Annotated in this window: 13 protein-coding genes; 12 read left to right on the plus strand and 1 reads right to left on the minus strand. The window is 73.9% G+C overall.

What is annotated here, in order from left to right; all coding sequences use genetic code 11:
* The first annotated feature begins 10 nt into the window (after positions 1-10).
* The 3 genes from recN to OG702_RS28370 all read left to right on the plus strand — a co-directional run bounded on the left by recN (position 11) and on the right by OG702_RS28370 (position 4,045).
* Complete coding sequence (gene recN, locus OG702_RS28360; protein ID WP_327291776.1) at positions 11-1,762, plus strand: DNA repair protein RecN; 1,752 nt, start codon at positions 11-13, stop codon at positions 1,760-1,762.
* A gap of 200 nt (positions 1,763-1,962) precedes the next feature.
* The gene (locus tag OG702_RS28365; RefSeq protein WP_327291777.1) at positions 1,963-2,793 is read left to right on the plus strand and encodes a hypothetical protein; all 831 of its coding nucleotides are present in this window, start codon (positions 1,963-1,965) and stop codon (positions 2,791-2,793) included.
* Positions 2,794-2,914: 121 nt separating this feature from the next.
* Positions 2,915-4,045 (plus strand): glycosyltransferase family 4 protein, encoded by a 1,131-nt coding sequence (locus tag OG702_RS28370; protein ID WP_327291778.1) that lies wholly within the window; start codon positions 2,915-2,917, stop codon positions 4,043-4,045.
* A 208-nt stretch (positions 4,046-4,253) separates the two neighbouring features.
* Here OG702_RS28370 and OG702_RS28375 read toward each other — a convergent pair whose 3' ends face one another.
* Positions 4,254-6,146: a glycoside hydrolase family 15 protein gene (locus OG702_RS28375; protein WP_442814566.1), complete on the minus strand. Its 1,893-nt coding sequence runs from the start codon at positions 6,144-6,146 to the stop codon at positions 4,254-4,256.
* Positions 6,147-6,520: 374 nt separating this feature from the next.
* On the opposite strand from OG702_RS28375, the gene OG702_RS28380 reads away from it, so the two are divergent.
* From OG702_RS28380 to OG702_RS28420, 9 genes are all read left to right on the plus strand, one after another.
* Positions 6,521-8,173 carry a CTP synthase gene (locus OG702_RS28380; RefSeq protein WP_327291780.1) on the plus strand — a complete coding sequence of 551 codons (1,653 nt, stop codon included), beginning with the start codon at positions 6,521-6,523 and terminating at the stop codon, positions 8,171-8,173.
* A 38-nt stretch (positions 8,174-8,211) separates the two neighbouring features.
* Complete coding sequence (locus OG702_RS28385; RefSeq protein WP_327291781.1) at positions 8,212-8,835, plus strand: NUDIX hydrolase; 624 nt, start codon at positions 8,212-8,214, stop codon at positions 8,833-8,835.
* 199 nt (positions 8,836-9,034) lie between these two features.
* Positions 9,035-11,122 carry a tetratricopeptide repeat protein gene (locus OG702_RS28390; protein ID WP_327291782.1) on the plus strand — a complete coding sequence of 696 codons (2,088 nt, stop codon included), beginning with the start codon at positions 9,035-9,037 and terminating at the stop codon, positions 11,120-11,122.
* Between the two features lie 238 nt (positions 11,123-11,360).
* Positions 11,361-12,476 carry an alanine dehydrogenase gene (gene ald, locus OG702_RS28395; protein WP_327293411.1) on the plus strand — a complete coding sequence of 372 codons (1,116 nt, stop codon included), beginning with the start codon at positions 11,361-11,363 and terminating at the stop codon, positions 12,474-12,476.
* A 368-nt stretch (positions 12,477-12,844) separates the two neighbouring features.
* Positions 12,845-13,810: a ParA family protein gene (locus tag OG702_RS28400; RefSeq protein WP_393672164.1), complete on the plus strand. Its 966-nt coding sequence runs from the start codon at positions 12,845-12,847 to the stop codon at positions 13,808-13,810.
* A complete protein-coding gene (locus OG702_RS28405) occupies positions 13,795-14,490 on the plus strand; it encodes a hypothetical protein (RefSeq protein ID WP_327291784.1) in 696 nt (231 codons plus the stop codon). Before OG702_RS28400 ends, OG702_RS28405 begins: the two co-directional genes overlap by 16 nt.
* A 65-nt stretch (positions 14,491-14,555) precedes the next feature.
* Positions 14,556-15,710, plus strand: a complete 1,155-nt coding sequence (locus tag OG702_RS28410) for a segregation and condensation protein A (RefSeq protein ID WP_327291785.1) — start codon at positions 14,556-14,558, stop codon at positions 15,708-15,710.
* Positions 15,707-16,399, plus strand: a complete 693-nt coding sequence (scpB, locus tag OG702_RS28415; RefSeq protein ID WP_327291786.1) for an SMC-Scp complex subunit ScpB — start codon at positions 15,707-15,709, stop codon at positions 16,397-16,399. The genes OG702_RS28410 and scpB overlap by 4 nt, the downstream gene beginning before the upstream one ends.
* Entirely contained in the window at positions 16,399-17,574 is a 1,176-nt protein-coding gene (locus OG702_RS28420; RefSeq protein ID WP_327291787.1) for a pseudouridine synthase, read from the plus strand. Before scpB ends, OG702_RS28420 begins: the two co-directional genes overlap by 1 nt.
* Positions 17,575-17,612 lie beyond the last annotated feature (38 nt).

Here is a 17,612-nt window from a genome sequence, read left to right on the forward strand (position 1 = left end):
GAAACCTCGTATGGTCGTATCCGTGCTGGAGGAAATGCGGATCAGGTCGCTGGGAGTCATCGAGGACGCCGTGGTGGAGCTGTCACCCGGCTTCACGGCGGTGACCGGTGAGACCGGTGCGGGCAAGACCATGGTGGTGACCAGCCTCGGCCTGCTGCTCGGCGGCCGGGCCGACCCCGCCCTGGTGCGGATCGGCGCCGGCTCCGCGGTCGTGGAAGGCCGGATAACGATGGCGCCTGACGCGCGCGCCGCGATCCGCGCCCAGGAGGCGGGCGCCGAACTCGACGACGGTGCGCTGCTCATCAGCCGTACGGTGTCGGCCGAGGGCCGCTCCCGGGCGCACCTCGGCGGGCGTACCGTCCCGATCGGGCTGCTCGGCGAGCTCGCCGACGACCTGGTCGCCGTGCACGGCCAGACCGACCAGCAGGGCCTGCTGCGGCCTGCCAGGCAGCGCGACGCCCTGGACCGCTACGCCGGATTCACCGTCGTCGCGGCGCTGGAGAAGTACGGTGCCGCCTACCGCAGGCTGCGCGAGATCAGCACCGAGCTGTCCGAGCTGACCACCCGGGCCAGGGAACGCGCCCAGGAGGCCGACCTGCTGCGCTTCGGCGTCGAGGAGGTCGCCGCCGCCGAGCCGCTGCCGGGGGAGGACGCCGAACTCGCGGCCGAGGCCGAGCGCCTCGGGCACGCGGAAGCGCTCGCCTCCGCGGCGACCCTGGCGCACGCGGCGCTCGCCGGCAACCCCGAGGACCCCGAGGCGGTGGAGGCCGGCACGCTGGTCGCCGGCGCCCAGCGGGCCCTGGACTCGGTCGCGGCGCACGACCCCGACCTGGCCGCGCTCGCCGCCCGGCTGGGCGAGATCGGCATCCTGCTCGGCGACGTGGCCGGCGAGCTCGCCGGTTACGCCGACAACCTGGACGCCGACCCGCGGCGGCTCGCCGCCGTCGAGGAGCGCCGGGCGGTGCTCGCCCACCTCGTACGCAAGTACGGCACCGACATCGACGCGGTGCTCGCCTGGGCCGGGCAGAGCGGTGCCCGGCTGGCCGAGCTGGAGGGCGACGACGACCGCATCGCCGAACTCACCGCGGAGCGGGACGCGCTGCGTGCCGAGCTGAGCGCCCTCGGGCAGGACCTCACCGACCTCAGGACCGAGGCGGCCGAGCGCTTCGCCACCGCCGTCACCACGGAGCTGGCCGAACTGGCGATGCCGCACGCGCGGGTCACCGTCGCCATCCGGCAGACCGAGGTCGCCGACGCCGGGTCCGGCATCGAGATCGACGGCCGGGCCGTCGCGTACGGCCCGGCCGGTGCGGACGAGGTCGAGCTGCTGCTCGCCCCGCACCCCGGCAGTCCTGCCCGGCCCATCGCCAAGGGTGCCTCCGGCGGTGAGCTGTCCCGGGTGATGCTGGCCGTCGAGGTGGTCTTCGCCGGGTCCGATCCGGTGCCCACGTATCTCTTCGACGAGGTCGACGCGGGCGTCGGCGGCAAGGCCGCGGTCGAGGTCGGCCGCCGCCTGGCGCGACTGGCGCGCACCGCGCAGGTCGTCGTGGTCACCCACCTCCCGCAGGTCGCGGCCTTCGCCGACCGCCAGCTCCTGGTCGAGAAGACGAACGACGGCTCGGTCACCCGCAGCGGTGTCACCGTCCTGGAGGGCGAGGCCCGCGTCCGCGAGCTGTCCCGCATGCTCGCGGGCCAGGAGGACTCCGAACTGGCCCGCGCCCACGCGGAAGAACTCCTCGCGACGGCCCGCGCCAGCCGCTGAGGCCCCGCCTCAGCCCGGTCACGGTGGTGCGCCCCCGGGTGCGCGGCCACCGGCCGGCGGTCGGGTTTCCGCTTTCGGGCGCGGGCCGTACGCGGCTTCTGCGCGGTCAGTACCCGCGCCCCGGTGGGGCGGCTCCGCGCGGTTGGGACGGGGCGGGGTTGGGCAGGTGTGAGCGGTTGGGTGAGCGGGGGAGTGGACACGTGAAGGCACAGAGCGGGCGGCTGTCCGTCGGGCTGGCGGCGGCCGGGGCCACCCGGGTCGCCTACGGGCAGTTGCGGCGCAGGCCGCCGGTCGAGGCGCGGATGTGGCGCCGGACGAACTACGCCGGGCGCGGGGTCGAGCTCTACGGCGGGCTCGCCGCGGCGGCCGGGGCGGCCACGGCGGTGGCCGCGGCCCGCGGGGTGGCGCTGCGTACCCGCTTCGCCGCGGTCGGCGCTGCACTGGCGGCCGGCGCCTGCGGGGCCTACGACGACCAGCACGGCTCGCCGGCCGAACGCGGCTTCGGCGCGCACCTCAAGGCGCTGCGGGAACGCCGTTTCACCTCGGGCGTGGTGAAGTTGCTCGGCATCGGCGCCGCCGGGCTCGCCGCCGGCGCCCTGCTCAAGGCGGACCCCGCCGACCAGGTGCTGACCGCCGTGGTCATCGCGGGCACGGCCCACGCCGTGAACCTCGTGGACATGCGGCCCGGCCGCGCGGCCAAGGCGGTGATCGCGGTCGGCGCCCCCTGGCTGCTGCGCCGCGGCCCGGCCGCCCTGCTGGCCGCCGCGCCCGTCGGAGCGGCGGCCGCGGTGCTGCGCGACGACGTGAGCGAGCGCACGATGCTCGGCGACGCCGGCGCCCACGCGCTCGGTGCGGCACTCGGCTCCGCGATCGCCGTGGCCAACGGCAGGACCGGGCTGGTGCTGCACGCTGCGGCGCTGGTCGCGATGACCGTGGCGGGCGACCGGATCTCCGCCGGCAAGCGGCTGTGGGGTGCCCCCGGGGTAAGGCATGTCGACTCCTGGGGGCGGCTGGCACACCCGTATGGGTGATCCCGGAGGCGGGTGAGCCGGGCGGACCGCGCCCGCGGCGGCCCCGCCGCTCGCGCGGCCTGGCATCCTGGACAGGCCGCATCCGCCGCAGCACAGGCCCGAGTCAGGAGCAGTACCCCGCGTGAGCAGCACCCCCGACCCCTTCGCAGGGCAGCTGCACGCCGTGCACGTCCTGGGCACGGCGGCGGGAGCGCATGTCAGTTCGCTGGTCGGCGGGCTGGTGGCGCGGGGTGTCGAGGTGACCGTCTGCGGTCCGGTCGCCGCCGAGGCGGACTACGCCTTCGGGGCGACCGGCGCCCGCTACGTGCCTATCGACGTGGGCCGCCGCCGGGCCACCGCGGCCGACGCGCCGGTGGTCGGGGCGCTGCGGGCCGCCTTCAACGGGGCGGGCGTGGTGCATGCGCACGGGCTGTGGGCGGGTTTCCTCGCGGCCGTCGCGCTCGGCGGCCGCGGCATCCCACTGGTCGTCACCTGGCACGGCGGCGCGCCCGTCGAAGGCGGGCGCGGCCTGCTGCTGCGCTGGCTGGAACGCCGGGCGGTGCGCGCCGCCACCGTCGTGCTCGGGGTGTCCTCCGAACTGGTCGACCGGGCGCGCGGCCTGGGCGGCAGGGACGTGCGGCTCGCGCCTGCCGCCGTGCCGCGGCCGCCGGGCCGGCCGCCCAGGCCCCCGGAGGAGGGCGAGCGCTACCGGCAGAAGACCAGGGCCGACCACGGGGCCATCGACCGCCCGCTGCTGCTCGCGGTCGGCAGGCTGGAACCGCGGCAGGGCTACGACCTGTTGCTGGACGCCGCGGAACTGTGGTCGGGGCTTGACCCGGCACCGCTGGTGGCTGTCGCCGGCGAGGGCGGGGAGCGGGCGGCGCTCGAACGCCGCATCGAGGCCGGGCGGTTGCCGGTCCTGCTGCTCGGCAGCCGCGACGACGTACCCGAACTGCTGGCCGCGGCCGACCTGGTGGTGCTGCCCAGCCGCTGGGAGGCGCGTGCGCTGATCGCCCAGGAAGCGCTGCACGCGGGTGTACCGCTGGTCGCCACGGATGTCGGCGGCATGCGGGAGCTGGTCGGGGACGCGGCCGTCCTGGTCCCCTACGGCGACCCCCGGGCCCTCGCGACCGCGGTCACCACCCTGCTCTCCGACCCGGACCGCCGCGCCGCCCTCTCCATCGCCGGCCGCGCCCAGGCGGCCACGTGGCCCTCGGAGGACGACACGGTGGCCCAAGTCCTCGCCGTCTACGACGAACTGACCCAGCCCTAGCCACTCGCTGGCCGCGGTGGCTTCTGAGGGCCCCTCCGCCCCGGTGGCACCCCGCGCGCCGGTGGTGGGCTGGTCGCGCAGTTCCCCGCGCCCCTGGGGTGGTGGCGGTCCATCGCCACACTGCGACCAGCCCCAGGGGCCGGTGGTCCGGCCTCGGCAGCATGTGAACCTTCGGGCCGGTGACCACCCGCGCGCCGGGAGGGGCTGGTCAGCCGCGGAAAGCCCCCGCGGCCGTGAGCCGCAGCGCCGTGTCGATCAGCGGGACGTGGCTGAAGGCCTGCGGGAAGTTGCCGACCTGGCGCTGGCGGCGCGGGTCCCACTCCTCGGCGAGCAGCCCCAGGTCGTTGCGCAGCGCGAGCAGCTTCTCGAAGAGGCGCCGGGCCTCCTCCACCCGACCGATCATGGCCAGGTCGTCGGCGAGCCAGAAGGAGCAGGCCAGGAAGGCGCCCTCGTCGCCGGGCAGGCCGTCGAGGTTGTCGTCGCCGCTGGTGTCGGTGCTTGAGGTCGGGTAGCGCAGCACGAAGCCGTCCTCGGTGGACAGCTCCCGCTGGATCGCCTCGATCGTGCCGATGACCCGCTTGTCGTCGGGCGGCAGGAAGCCCATCTGCGGGATGAGCAGCAGCGAGGCGTCCAGCTCGCGCGAGCCGTACGACTGCGTGAAGGTGTTGCGCTCCCGGTCGTAGCCCTTCTCGCACACGTCGTAGTGGATCTCGTCGCGCAGGTCCTTGAGCCGATCGAGCGGCCCGTCGACCTCGCCGGACTCGATGAGCTTGACCGTGCGGTCGACCGCGACCCAGGCCATCACCTTGGAGTGCACGAAGTGCCGGCGCGGGCCGCGTACCTCCCAGATGCCCTCGTCGGGCTCGTTCCAGTGCTTCTCCAGGTAGCGGATCAGCTTGAGCTGCAGCAGGCTGGCGTAGTCGTTGCGGGCCAGGCCCGTCATGTGGCCCAGGTGCAGCGCCTCGGTGACCTCGCCGTAGACGTCCAGCTGGAGCTGGTGCGCGGCCCCGTTGCCGATCCGTACCGGGGTGGAGCCCTCGTAGCCGGGCAGCCAGTGCAGCTCGTTCTCGCCGAGCTCGCGCTCGCCGGCGATGCCGTACATGATCTGCAGGTTCTCCGGGTCGCCGGCCACCGCCCGCAGCAGCCACTCGCGCCAGGCCTGCGCCTCCTCGCGGTAGCCGGTGCGCAGCAGCGAGGACAGGGTGATGGCGGCGTCGCGCAGCCAGGTGAAGCGGTAGTCCCAGTTGCGGACCCCGCCGATGTCCTCGGGCAACGATGTCGTGGGTGCCGCCACGATGCCGCCGGTGGGCCCGTAGGTGAGCGCCTTGAGGGTGATCAGGGAGCGGACCACCGCCTCGCGGTAGGGCCCGGTGTAGGTGCACTGGGCCACCCACGCCCGCCAGAAGTCCTCGGTCGCGGTCAGTGACCCCTCCGGGTCGGGCAGCGAGGGCTGCGGCTTGTGCGAGGGCTCCCAGCTGATGGTGAAGGCCATCCGGTCGCCGGGCGCGACGGTGAACTCGGAGTAGGTCGTCAGGTCCTTGCCGTACGTGTCGACCTCGGTGTCCAGCCAGACCGAGTCGGGCCCGGCCACCGCCACGACGCGGTCGCCGACCTTGTGCACCCACGGGACCACCTGGCCGTAGGCGAACCGCATCCGCAGCGCGGAGCTCATCGGCACCCGGCCGCTGACCCCCTCCACGATCCGGATCACCTGCGGCGCGCCGTCGCGCGGCGGCATGAAGTCGATGACCCGGACGGTGCCGCGCGGGGTGTCCCATTCGGACTCCAGCACCAGCGAGTCGCCGCGGTAGCGGCGGCGTGTCGCCGCCGGCGGCCCCTCGCTGCCGCGGTGGGCGGGGCCCAGCCGCCAGAAACCGTGCTGCTCGGTCCCCAGCAGTCCGGCGAAGACCGCGGGCGAGTCGAACCGGGGCAGGCACAGCCAGTCGACCGTGCCGTCCCGGCAGACCAGTGCGGCGGTCTGCATATCACCGATGAGTGCGTAGTCCTCGATACGCCCGGCCACGTGCGACTCCAGTCGAATGACGGCGCCGCCCCAGCAACTGGGACGGTCTTGCGGTCTGGGGATATTCGACGAGCTCATGATCCGGGAGCGGGCGGGATGGTGCCGTGCCGGCCGGCTCGCATCAATGCGTCCGTGCAGGATACGTCGTCCGGGTGGGCCGGTGTGCGCGTCTCTGCGATCTTCGCTGAGCCGGGCGGGTGCACTCCCGGCACACCGGACGTACCCGTACGGGACGACGGGCGTATCCGCCGCCGACACCTGGCGTACCTGCCGGGACCGGACGGCGGAGGGTGAAACGCGGCCCGGCCGCCATGCCGCCTGCCGATGCGGCCCGGCACCGCTGATACCCTGGTAGCCCGTGGGCCGGTGGGCTGAACCACTGAACCGCCGCGACGGCGCTCCCCCGACGAGCACCGTCCCGACCCTCACCTCGCGACCACGGGAGCCCCCTCTTGGCAATTGCGCCGAAATCCACGACGACCAAGCATCTCTTCGTCACCGGTGGGGTGGCCTCCTCGCTCGGCAAGGGACTGACCGCCTCCAGTCTCGGTGCGCTGCTCAAGGCGCGCGGCCTGCGGGTCACCATGCAGAAGCTCGACCCGTATCTGAACGTGGACCCGGGCACCATGAACCCGTTCCAGCACGGTGAGGTGTTCGTCACCGAGGACGGCGCCGAGACCGACCTGGACATCGGCCACTACGAGCGCTTCCTCGACGTCAACCTGGCCGGCTCGGCGAACGTCACGACCGGGCAGGTGTACTCCACGGTCATCGCCAAGGAGCGGCGCGGCGAGTATCTGGGCGACACCGTGCAGGTCATCCCGCACATCACCAACGAGATCAAGTCCCGTATCCGGCGGATGGCCGCCGACGACGTGGACGTGGTCATCACCGAGGTCGGCGGCACCGTCGGCGACATCGAGTCGCTGCCGTTCCTGGAGTCGATCCGGCAGGTCCGCCACGAGGTCGGCCGGGACAACGTCTTCGTGGTCCATATCTCACTGCTGCCCTACATCGGCCCGTCCGGGGAGCTGAAGACCAAGCCGACGCAGCACTCGGTGGCCGCGCTGCGCAACATCGGCATCCAGCCGGACGCCATCGTGCTGCGCGCCGACCGCGAGGTGCCGATCGCGATCAAGCGGAAGATCTCGCTGATGTGCGACGTCGACGAGGACGCGGTCGTCGCCGCGATCGACGCGCCGTCCATCTACGACATCCCCAAGGTGCTGCACACCGAGGGCCTCGACGCGTACGTCGTCCGCCGGCTGGACCTGCCGTTCCGGGATGTGGACTGGGCGCAGTGGGACGACCTGCTGCGGCGGGTGCACGAGCCCGCCCACGAGGTGAAGGTCGCCCTGGTCGGCAAGTACATCGACCTGCCGGACGCCTATCTGTCGGTCACCGAGGCGCTGCGGGCCGGCGGCTTCGCCAACAACGCCAAGGTCCACATCAAGTGGGTCACCTCCGACGCCTGCAAGACCCCGGCGGGCGCCGCCGAGCAGCTCGGCGACGTGGACGCGGTCTGCGTGCCCGGCGGCTTCGGCGACCGGGGCGTGGAGGGCAAGGTCTCCGCGATCACCTACGCCCGCGAGCAGCGCATCCCGCTGCTCGGGCTGTGCCTGGGCCTGCAGTGCATCGTCATCGAGGCGGCCCGCAACCTGGCCGGCATCGCCGACGCGAACTCCACCGAGTTCGACCCGGCGACCGCCCACCCGGTGATCTCCACCATGGCCGAACAGCTGGACATCGTGGACGGCAAGGGCGACCTGGGCGGCACGATGCGGCTGGGCACCTACCCGGCCAAGCTCGCCGAGGGCTCCATCGTCCGCGAGGTCTACGGCGACCAGCCGTACGTCGAGGAGCGGCACCGGCACCGCTACGAGGTCAACAACGCCTACCGCGCCGACCTGGAGAAGGCGGCCGGCCTGGTCTTCTCCGGCACGTCCCCCGACAGCAAGCTGGTGGAGTACGTCGAGTACCCGCGCGAGGTGCACCCGTACCTGGTGGCGACCCAGGCGCACCCCGAGCTGAAGTCCCGCCCGACCCGCCCGCACCCCCTCTTCGCCGGGCTGGTGAAGGCCGCGGTGGAGCGCCGCACCGTCTGACACCCGTATCCGCACGCCCAAGTCCCGGAAGGCGCAGCATGCTCAAGGACACCCCGCAGGAGTGGCGCGTCACGGCCACCGCCACGCCCTTCACCGGCAAGAAGACCAGCGTCCGTACGGACGAGGTGGTCATGCCTGACGGCTCCACGGCGACCCGCGACTACCAGGTCCACCCCGGCTCGGTCGCCGTCCTCGCCCTCGACGACGAGGACCGGGTGCTGGTGCTGCGGCAGTACCGGCACCCGGTGCGGCACAAGCTCTGGGAGATCCCGGCCGGGCTGCTCGACGTCCCCGGTGAGAATCCGCTGGACGCCGCGCAGCGCGAGCTGTACGAGGAGGCGCACGTCAAGGCGGAGGACTGGCGGGTCCTCACCGACGTCTACACCACGCCCGGCGGCAGCGACGAGGCCGTGCGGATCTTCCTGGCCCGCGGCATCTCCGAGGCGGAGGGCGAGCGCTTCGCGGTCTCCGAGGAGGAGGCCGACATGGAGGTCGCCCGGGTCCCGCTCGCCGACCTGGTCGTCGGCGCCCTGGCCGGCGACCTGCACAACAACTGCCTGGTCGTCGGCGCGCTGGCGCTGCGGGCGGCACTCACCGGCGACGGCCTCGACGCGCTGCGCCCGGCCGAGTCGCCGTGGCCCGCCCGGCCGTTCACGGCGTGACGGGGACGGCCCGCTGACCCGGCGGACCGCGGGGGAGCGGTCCGCCCGGGCCTGACCGGCGCGGGGAGGTCCGCTGTCGCGGACGTCGGATGCCCCGGGGTCCGGCGGCGCGCGCGTCAACTACGCTCGTCGCCGTAGCGGCGACGGCGCCGCCGTGCGGACGCGGCGACCAGGACCGACGAAGCCGGGAGCGTGGCCCGTGACCGACCAGTCCCTCCACTCGGACCCGCCTGCCCCGCGCTCCGGCCCGGGTACGGGCAACGCGCAGGTGGCGGGCCCGGACGGCGAGGGGCCGCGGCCCGGGGACGGCGGGGTGATCGTGCTGCCCGCGGTGCCGGCCGGCTTCGTCGGGCGGGAGCGGGAGCTGGCCGAACTGCTCGCGGAGATCGACACGCCCGGGTTGGGCGCCGGTACGCGGACGGCCGCGCGGGTGCTGCTGGTGGCCGGCCGCCCCGGCACCGGCCGGACCGCGCTGGCGCTGCGGGTGGCCGCGGAGGTGGCGCCGCGCTACCCCGACGGCGGCGTCTTCGTCCGCCTGACCAGTGCCGAGGGCACGCCGGTCCCGGTCGAGCAGGTGGCCCGCGGGCTGCTGCGGGCGCTCGGCCCCGGGGCGGCCGACCTGCCGGGCGCGACGGCCGGGCGGCGGCTGCTGCTGGTCCTGGACGACGTGGTGCAGGCCGGGCAACTCGCGGCGCTGCTGCCCGAGGCCACGGACAGCCTGGTCGTGGCCACCTCGGACGGCCCGCTGTCGGGCGTCACCGACGTGCGGCCGTGCACGCTCGGCGGCCTGGACACCCCGGCCGCCGTGCGGCTGCTGTCCGCCGCGGTCGGCGAGACCCGCGTCAGCTGCGACCCGCGCGGCGCGGAGTCCCTGGTCCACGAACTCGCCGGCCACCCCACCGCCCTGCACCTGGCCGCCGGCTGGCTCGCCGCCCGCCCCGGCCTGTCCTTCGCCGACGCCACCACCCGCCTGCGCGAGATCCCGCCGGCCCCGCTCGTCCCCCCGCCGCCCGCGGGCACCGCTGCCGCGGTGCCGCCGCCGCGCAACCCGCCGCCCGCCGGCGAGCTCGTGCGGGCCTTCCGGCTGGTGTACGACTCGCTGCCGGCCGCCGCGGCCCGGATGCTGCGCCTGCTGGTGCTGGCGCCCGCCGGGGCGGTGGACGCGCAGGGGGCCTCCGCGCTGGCCGGCTGCGCGCTGGAGGCCGCGCAGGGGACGCTGGACGACTTCGTCCGCGACGGGCTGCTGGCCGGCGGGGCGCCGCAGTACCGGGTGCCGGGCTGCCTGGAACCGATGCTCGCCGCGCTGCTCGCGGGCGCCGAGCGCCCCGAGGACGTACGGCTGGCGCGGGCCAGGATGCTGGAGCGGACCGTACGGCTGCTGCTGTCGTGCCGTGCGGCACTGGCCCGCGAGCCGGTCGAGGAGGGCATGCCGCGCGCCCTGCGGTTCGACACCGCGCAGGCGGCGGCCGACTGGCTGGAGTCGCGGCTGCCCGCGCTGCTGGCCGCCGTGCGCTCCGCGGTCGCCGACGGCGAGCTGGACACGCTCGCCCGGCGCCTGGTGGCGGCCCTGGTCCGCGCGCTGGCCGCCTTCCCCGGCGGCGACGCGATGGCCGCGGAGCGCTACGAGCTGCACTCGCTGGTGCTTGACGTCGCCGAGCGCCGCGGGCTGCAGCGCGAGCAGGCCGCCGCGCTGATCAACCTCGGCGACCTGGACGCCGCCGCCGGCCGCACCGACCGGGCCGTGGAGCGTTACCGCGTGGCCCTGGGCGCCGCCCGTGCCTGCGACGACCGGCAGGCCGAGGGCCGCGTCCTGGAAGCGCTCGGCGGGACGTACCTGGAGCGCCACGACCCGGGACGCGCCTTCGACTGGTACGGCCGCGCGCTGTCCCTGCGCCAGGCCGGCGGCGAGCTCGCCGACCAGGCCAGGCTGCACGGCAGGATCGGCACCCTGCTGACCTACACCGGCCAGTACGGTCCGGCGCTGCGGGCCTGGCGGACGGCCGCCGGGATCAGCAGGCGGCTCGGCGACCTGCCGGCCCAGGCCCGCGCGCTGGCCGAGGCGGCCCGGGTGCAGGACTTCGCCGGCCGCCCCGAGGACGCCGTCCGCAGCTGCCGCGACGCGCTGTACTGGGCGCGGCAGGCGGCCGACCGCCGACTGGAGGCGGCGCTGCTGCTGCGGCTCGCGGACCTGCTCGACCGGCTCGGCGACCCGGAGGGCGCCAGGCTGCAGCGCGAGGCCGCGAACGGCCTGTCCAGCCCTGGTGCGCAGGCGGCGGAATTGCCCTGACCGTGACATCGGGGCAATGCCCCGGTGACCGGCCCATGCTCGGCGGAACCCCTCACCAGCCTACGAAACTGCCAATCCTTCGCGCAGAACCAGCCATTTTGTAAGGCTGGACAGCAGCTCCTCCTTCACTAGACTGGGCATGGCCGCACACGACGCGGTCAGGTCCGACGTGTCGTGCCAACCCGCGCGATGTCAGGACGTTCCTGCCGGTTTCCCTCAGTCAAGGACCGTGATCGACGTGAAGGTGGGCATCCCCCGCGAGGTCAAGAACAACGAGTTCCGCGTGGCCATCACCCCGGCCGGCGTGCACGAGCTCGTACGAGGCGGACACCAGGTCGTCGTCGAGGAGGGCGCGGGCCACGGCTCGTCCATCCCCGACGCCGAGTACGTGGCGGCGGGCGCCGCCATCCTCGGCACCGCCGACGAGGTGTGGGCCGCCGCCGACCTGCTGCTCAAGGTCAAGGAGCCGGTCGCCGAGGAGTACCACCGGCTGCGCAAGGACCAGACCCTCTTCACCTACCTGCACCTGGCGGCCTCCCGCGCGTGCACCGACGCGCTGCTGGAGTCCGGCACCACCGCGATCGCCTACGAGACGGTCGAGACCGCCGACCGCAGGCTGCCGCTGCTCGCCCCGATGTCCGAGGTGGCCGGGCGGCTCGCCCCGCAGGTCGGCGCCTACCACCTGATGCGCTCGGCCGGCGGCCGCGGGGTGCTGCCCGGCGGGGTGCCCGGTGTGCGGTCGGGGCGGGCCGTGGTCATCGGCGCCGGCGTCTCCGGCTGGCACGCCACCACCATCGCGCTCGGCCTCGGCTTCCACGTCACCCTGCTGGACAAGGACGTCAACAAGCTGCGCGAGGCCGACAAGGTCTTCGGCAACCGGGTGCAGACCATCGCGTCCAACGCCCTCGCGCTCGAACAGGCCGTGCTGGACGCCGACCTGGTGATCGGCGCGGTGCTGATACCGGGCGCCAAGGCGCCCAAGCTGGTGACCAACGAGCTGGTCTCGCGCATGAAGCCGGGCGCCGTACTGGTCGACATCGCGATCGACCAAGGCGGCTGCTTCGAGGACTCCCGGCCCACCACGCACGCGGAGCCGACCTTCACCGTGCACGAGTCGGTCTTCTACTGCGTCGCCAACATGCCCGGCGCGGTGCCCAACACCTCGACCTACGCACTGACCAACGCCACCCTGCCCTACGTCGTCGAACTGGCCGACCGCGGCTGGCGCGAGGCGCTGCGCCGCGACCCGGCGCTGGCACTCGGCCTCAACACCCATGAGGGACAGGTCGTTTACGGTCCGGTCGCCGACGCGCACGGACTCGACCCGGTCGAACTGCGCACGCTGCTGGGCTGATAGCGGCACGCGGTGTCACCTCGGTGTCAACACCGCACCTCCGGCCGGGTCTTGCGCTGTCAGGACCCGGCCGTTCATGTGCTTACGCCCTTGACAGCCGGGTGTTCGGTTGCCGACACATCGTGCCGTGTCCGGCGGATTGTGTTGCTGTGAACCACCGACACGCCATAGAGTCGCGAATCGTCGGCTGTAGTCACGCTGACCTGTCTAGAAGTTTCCTGGTCACCAAGGAGGTAAGACGACTTGTGAATGAGTCGACATTTGCTCCCGGGGGTGGTCAACCAGGAATGACCGTCGGTTCCGTTGCGGTCCGCACCTTCGAGTCGCGCAGAGCCGAGACGACAACAGAGACGCAACCTGTTTACGCCATGGCGCCTTACAACGACGACAACGACCTGCAGGACGGCCAGTTCTACGACCCCGACGCGGAGTACGAACCCGATCCGGAGTACGCCGCGACCCTCGCACCTGACGCGGCCCGCCAGCGCCGCGAACGCGTCGGCCCCACCGGCCGGCCGCTGCCCTACTTCCCGATCCCCAATCCGCTCACCGACCACGGCCCGGCGAAGATCGTCGCGATGTGCAACCAGAAGGGCGGGGTCGGCAAGACCACCTCGACCATCAACCTGGGTGCCGCGCTGGCCGAATACGGCCGCCGGGTGCTGCTTGTCGACTTCGATCCGCAGGGGGCGCTGTCCGTCGGACTCGGCGTCAACCCGATGGAACTCGACATCACCGTCTACAACCTGCTGATGGAACGCGGGCTCGCGGCGGACGAGGTGCTGCTCAAGACCGCGGTGCCCGGCATGGACCTGCTGCCCAGCAACATCGACCTGTCGGCCGCCGAGGTGCAGCTGGTCAGCGAGGTGGCCAGGGAGTCGACCCTGCAGCGCGCGCTCAAGCCGCTGATGGCCGACTACGACTACATCGTGATCGACTGCCAGCCCTCGCTCGGCCTGCTCACCGTCAACGCGCTCACCGCGGCGCACTCGGTGATCGTGCCGCTGGAGTGCGAGTTCTTCGCGCTGCGCGGGGTCGCGCTGCTCACCGAGACCATCGAGAAGGTCCGCGAGCGGCTCAACCCGGAACTCGAACTCGACGGCATCCTCGCCACCATGTACGACTCGCGGACCGTGCATAGCCGCGAGGTGCTCGCCCGGGTGGTCGAGGCCTTCGACGAGCACGTCTTCCACACCGTGATCGGCAGAACCGTGCGGTTCCCGGAGACCACCGTGGCCGGCGAGCCGATCACCACCTACGCCTCCAACTCCGTGGGCGCAGCCGCCTATCGCCAACTCGCCAGGGAGGTGCTCGCCCGGTGCCACGCCGAGTGACCCTGCCGGGCGCCGACGAGCTGTTCCGGACCACCGGGGGTGCCGCGCTCCAGGCGCCGCAGCCCCGGCAGCAGCACGCCGGCAGCGAGCCGCAGGGCGACACGCGGCTGCGGCCCGGCCAGGACCCCGGCCAGGGCGGCGGGGCGGCGCAGGGCGACCCGGACACGGCCGACGACGGCCAGGACCGCGGCGGCAGGGACCAGGGCGGCGGCACGGAACACGGCGGCCGGGACGTCCCGCAGGGCCGCAGGCCGCAGGGTGCCGCCGCCGCCAACGGCAGCGGCACGGTCAACGGCAGCGCCTCCGCCGCTCCGGCGCAGCAGCACGTGCCGGCCCAGCAGCCGTACGCGCCCGCCACGGCGGCGCAGCACCCCGTACCACCCCCGGTCACCGCGCAGCCGCCACAGGGCCAGCCAGGGCCGCAGCAGGGGGCCCGCCGCAAGGCGCCCCGGCAGAACCGGCGCCCCAGCGGGCGCGAACGGCACGACGAGAAGATCACCGTCTACGTCTCGGCCGAGGAGCTGATGGACCTGGAGCACGCCCGGCTGGTGCTGCGCGGCGAACACGGCCTGGCCATCGACCGCGGCCGGATCGTGCGCGAGGCGGTGGCCGTGGTGCTCGCCGACCTGGAGTCGCGCGGCGACGCCAGCATCCTCGTCCGCCGGCTGCGCGGCCGCTGAGCCCCCGCGGAAGCCGGGGCGGGGGGAGATAGCCTGCCGTTCCCGCCCCCGCACCCTGGACCGCGATGCCGACCACCACGACCGACGACTCCGACCGCCCGCGCCGCGCCCTCGGCCGCGGCGCCGCCGCCTGGCAGGAACCGCCGTCCGGCGACACCGCGGCGGAGCCGGAGCCCGTTCCGGCGGCCGAAGGACCGGGGCACGTAACGGAACCGGCCGAAGGACCGGGGCACGTAACGGAACCGGCCGAAGGACCGGAGCTCGTAACGGAACCGGCCGAAGGACCGGAGCTCGTACCGGAACCGGACGCCGGACCTGCGGGCGTCCCCCCGGCCGCGCCGCCCGCCGCGGCCGTGGGCCGGCAGGACGGGGCGCCGGCCGAGGAGGAGGCAGGCGACGGGCGGTTCACCGTACGGCTGGCGAACTTCGAGGGCCCCTTCGACCTGCTGCTGCAGCTGATCTCCAAGCACAAGCTGGACGTCACCGAGGTCGCGCTGTCCAAGGTCACCAACGAGTTCATGGCCCACCTGCGGGCCATGGGGCCGGACTGGGACCTCGACCAGACCACCGAGTTCCTGGTGGTCGCCGCCACCCTGCTCGACCTCAAGGCCGCCCGGCTGCTGCCCGCCGCCGAGGTCGAGGACGAGGCGGACCTCGCGCTGCTCGAAGCCCGCGACCTGCTCTTCGCCCGGCTGCTGCAGTACCGCGCCTACAAGCAGATCGCGGCGATCTTCGCCGACCGGCTGGAGCAGGAGGCGCTGCGCCACCCCCGTACGGTGGGCCTGGAACCGCAGCACGCGGAACTGCTGCCCGAGGTCGTGCTGAGCATCGGCCCCGAGCGCTTCGCGCAGCTCGCGGTCAAGGCGATGCAGCCCAGGCCGCGGCCCCAGGTGTACGTGGACCACATCCACGCCCCCCTGGTCAGCGTGCGCGAGCAGGCTGAGCACGTGATCGCGCTGCTGCGGGAGCGGGGCGCGGCCAGCTTCGGCGACCTCACCGCGGACGCGCCCGACACGCTCACGGTGGTGGCACGCTTCCTGGCGCTGCTCGAGCTGTACCGGGAGAAGGCGGTCGCACTGGACCAGGAGGAGGCGCTGGGCGAGCTCCAGGTCCGCTGGACCGGCGGCGAGCAGCCGGTGGACGCCCCGCTGGTGACCGACGAATTCGACCAGGAGGCCGCGGCCAAGCCCGCCCAGGGCCGGAACGGAGAACAACGATGACCGACGTGGCGGATCTCACCGCCGGACTCGAACTGCCCGAACAGCAGTCCCCGCCGACCGGCCTGCTCGACGCGGCCACCGCCGGGCTGGAGCTGAAGCCGGCACTCGAAGCGGTGCTGATGGTGGTGGACGAACCCGCCACCGAGGAGCAGCTCGCGAAGGTGCTCGAACGCCCCCGGCGGGCCGTGGGCAAGGCGCTGCGCGAGCTGTCCGACGACTACACCCGCGAGGGCAGGGGCTTCGACCTGCGGCTCGTGGCCGGCGGCTGGCGTTTCTACACCCGGCCCGACCTCGCGCCCGCGGTGGAGAAGTTCGTCCTGGACGGCCAGCACGCGCGCCTGACCCAGGCCGCGCTGGAGACGCTCGCGGTGGTCGCCTACCGGCAGCCGGTCAGCCGCTCGCGCGTCTCGGCGGTGCGCGGGGTCAACTGCGACGGCGTCATGCGGACGCTGCTGCAACGGGGTCTGGTGGTCGAAGGTGGGACGGAACCCGAGACAGGTGCGATCCTGTACAGGACGACGAACTACTTCCTGGAACGCATGGGCCTGCGCAGCCTCGACGAGCTGCCCGAGCTCGCCCCGTTCCTGCCGGAGGCGGACGCGGTCGAGGCGGAGTCCCAGGAGGGACTGCCGTCGTTCGATCCGGATGCGCCGGACGAGCCATCGACCATTGCGAATACGGAAACTTGATGCGAAGCAGCGACAGGAACAGCGGCGGCGACCGTAACTCCAGGGGCGACGGGGGCACCCCCCGGCGTGGCTCCGGGGGAGACCGGCGCGGGAGCGGCGCCCCGGACCGCAGAGGCGCGGGCTCCGGCCGTGGCGCCGGGTCCGGCGGGCGCGGCGGCGACGCGCCCCGGCGCGGGGACGCGCCAGGGCGGGCCGACGGCCCCCCGCAGCGCCCCGCCAAGCCGCGCCCCGAGGAGCGCCGCTACGACGTCGGCAGCACCGGCCAGTCCGGCGCCAACAAGCCCGGCGGCATGCCCCGCACCAAGCCCGGCAGCAACAAGCCGACCGGCAACCGCGGCCGCGGCCCGGCCCCGGCCAGGCCGCGCGAGCTGGACGCGCAGATCGAGGAGCGCAACCGGGAGCGGCACAGCAAGCCCAAGCTGAACCTGCCCAAGACCTTCCCCGGCGCCGAGCAGGAGGGCGAGCGGCTGCAGAAGGTTCTCGCGCGGGCCGGCATGGGCTCCCGGCGGGCCTGCGAGGAACTGATCGAGCAGCACCGCGTGGAGGTCAACGGGCGGATCGTCACCGAGCAGGGGCTGCGGGTCGACACCGAGCACGACGAGGTGAAGGTCGACGGGCTGACCGTGGCCACCCAGTCGTATCTGTTCTTCGCCCTGAACAAACCCGCCGGGGTCGTCTCCACCATGGAGGACCCCGACGGGCGGCAGTGCCTCGGCGACTACGTCACCAACCGGGAGACCCGGCTCTTCCACGTCGGCCGGCTCGACACCGAGACCGAGGGCCTGATCCTGCTCACCAACCACGGCGAGCTGGCCCACCGGCTGACCCACCCGCGCTACGGCGTGCAGAAGACCTACCTCGCCGCGATCCAGGGCCCGCTGCCCCGCGACCTGGGCAAGCAGCTCAAGAGCGGCATCGAGCTGGAGGACGGCTGGGCGCGCGCCGACCACTTCAGGATCGTGCAGAACACCGGGAAGAACTACCTGGTCGAGGTCACCCTGCACGAGGGCCGCAAGCACATCGTGCGGCGGATGCTCGCCGAGGCGGGCTTCCCGGTCGACAAGCTGGTCCGCACCAGCTTCGGCCCGATCCCGCTGGGCGACCAGAAGTCCGGGTGGCTGCGCCGGCTGACCAACACCGAGGTCGGCATGCTGATGCACGAGGTCGATCTGTAGGCCGGCCCCGCGGGAGCCGGGGCGCCGGGGAGGCCGGG

The organism is Streptomyces sp. NBC_01198 (assembly GCF_036010485.1).
Classification (GTDB): Bacteria; Actinomycetota; Actinomycetes; order Streptomycetales; family Streptomycetaceae; genus Actinacidiphila.

Bases quoted from the DNA above. Each gene is read 5' to 3' on its own strand.
- recN (WP_327291776.1), top strand. From the start codon at position 11: ATGGTCGTATCCGTGCTGGAGGAAATGCGGATCAGGTCGCTGGGAGTC.
- OG702_RS28375 (WP_442814566.1), bottom strand. From the start codon at position 6,146: ATGAGCTCGTCGAATATCCCCAGACCGCAAGACCGTCCCAGTTGCTGG.
- scpB (WP_327291786.1), top strand. From the start codon at position 15,707: ATGACCGACGTGGCGGATCTCACCGCCGGACTCGAACTGCCCGAACAG.
- OG702_RS28420 (WP_327291787.1), top strand. From the start codon at position 16,399: ATGCGAAGCAGCGACAGGAACAGCGGCGGCGACCGTAACTCCAGGGGC.
- OG702_RS28385 (WP_327291781.1), top strand. From the start codon at position 8,212: ATGCTCAAGGACACCCCGCAGGAGTGGCGCGTCACGGCCACCGCCACG.
- OG702_RS28400 (WP_393672164.1), top strand. From the start codon at position 12,845: ATGGCGCCTTACAACGACGACAACGACCTGCAGGACGGCCAGTTCTAC.
- OG702_RS28410 (WP_327291785.1), top strand. From the start codon at position 14,556: ATGCCGACCACCACGACCGACGACTCCGACCGCCCGCGCCGCGCCCTC.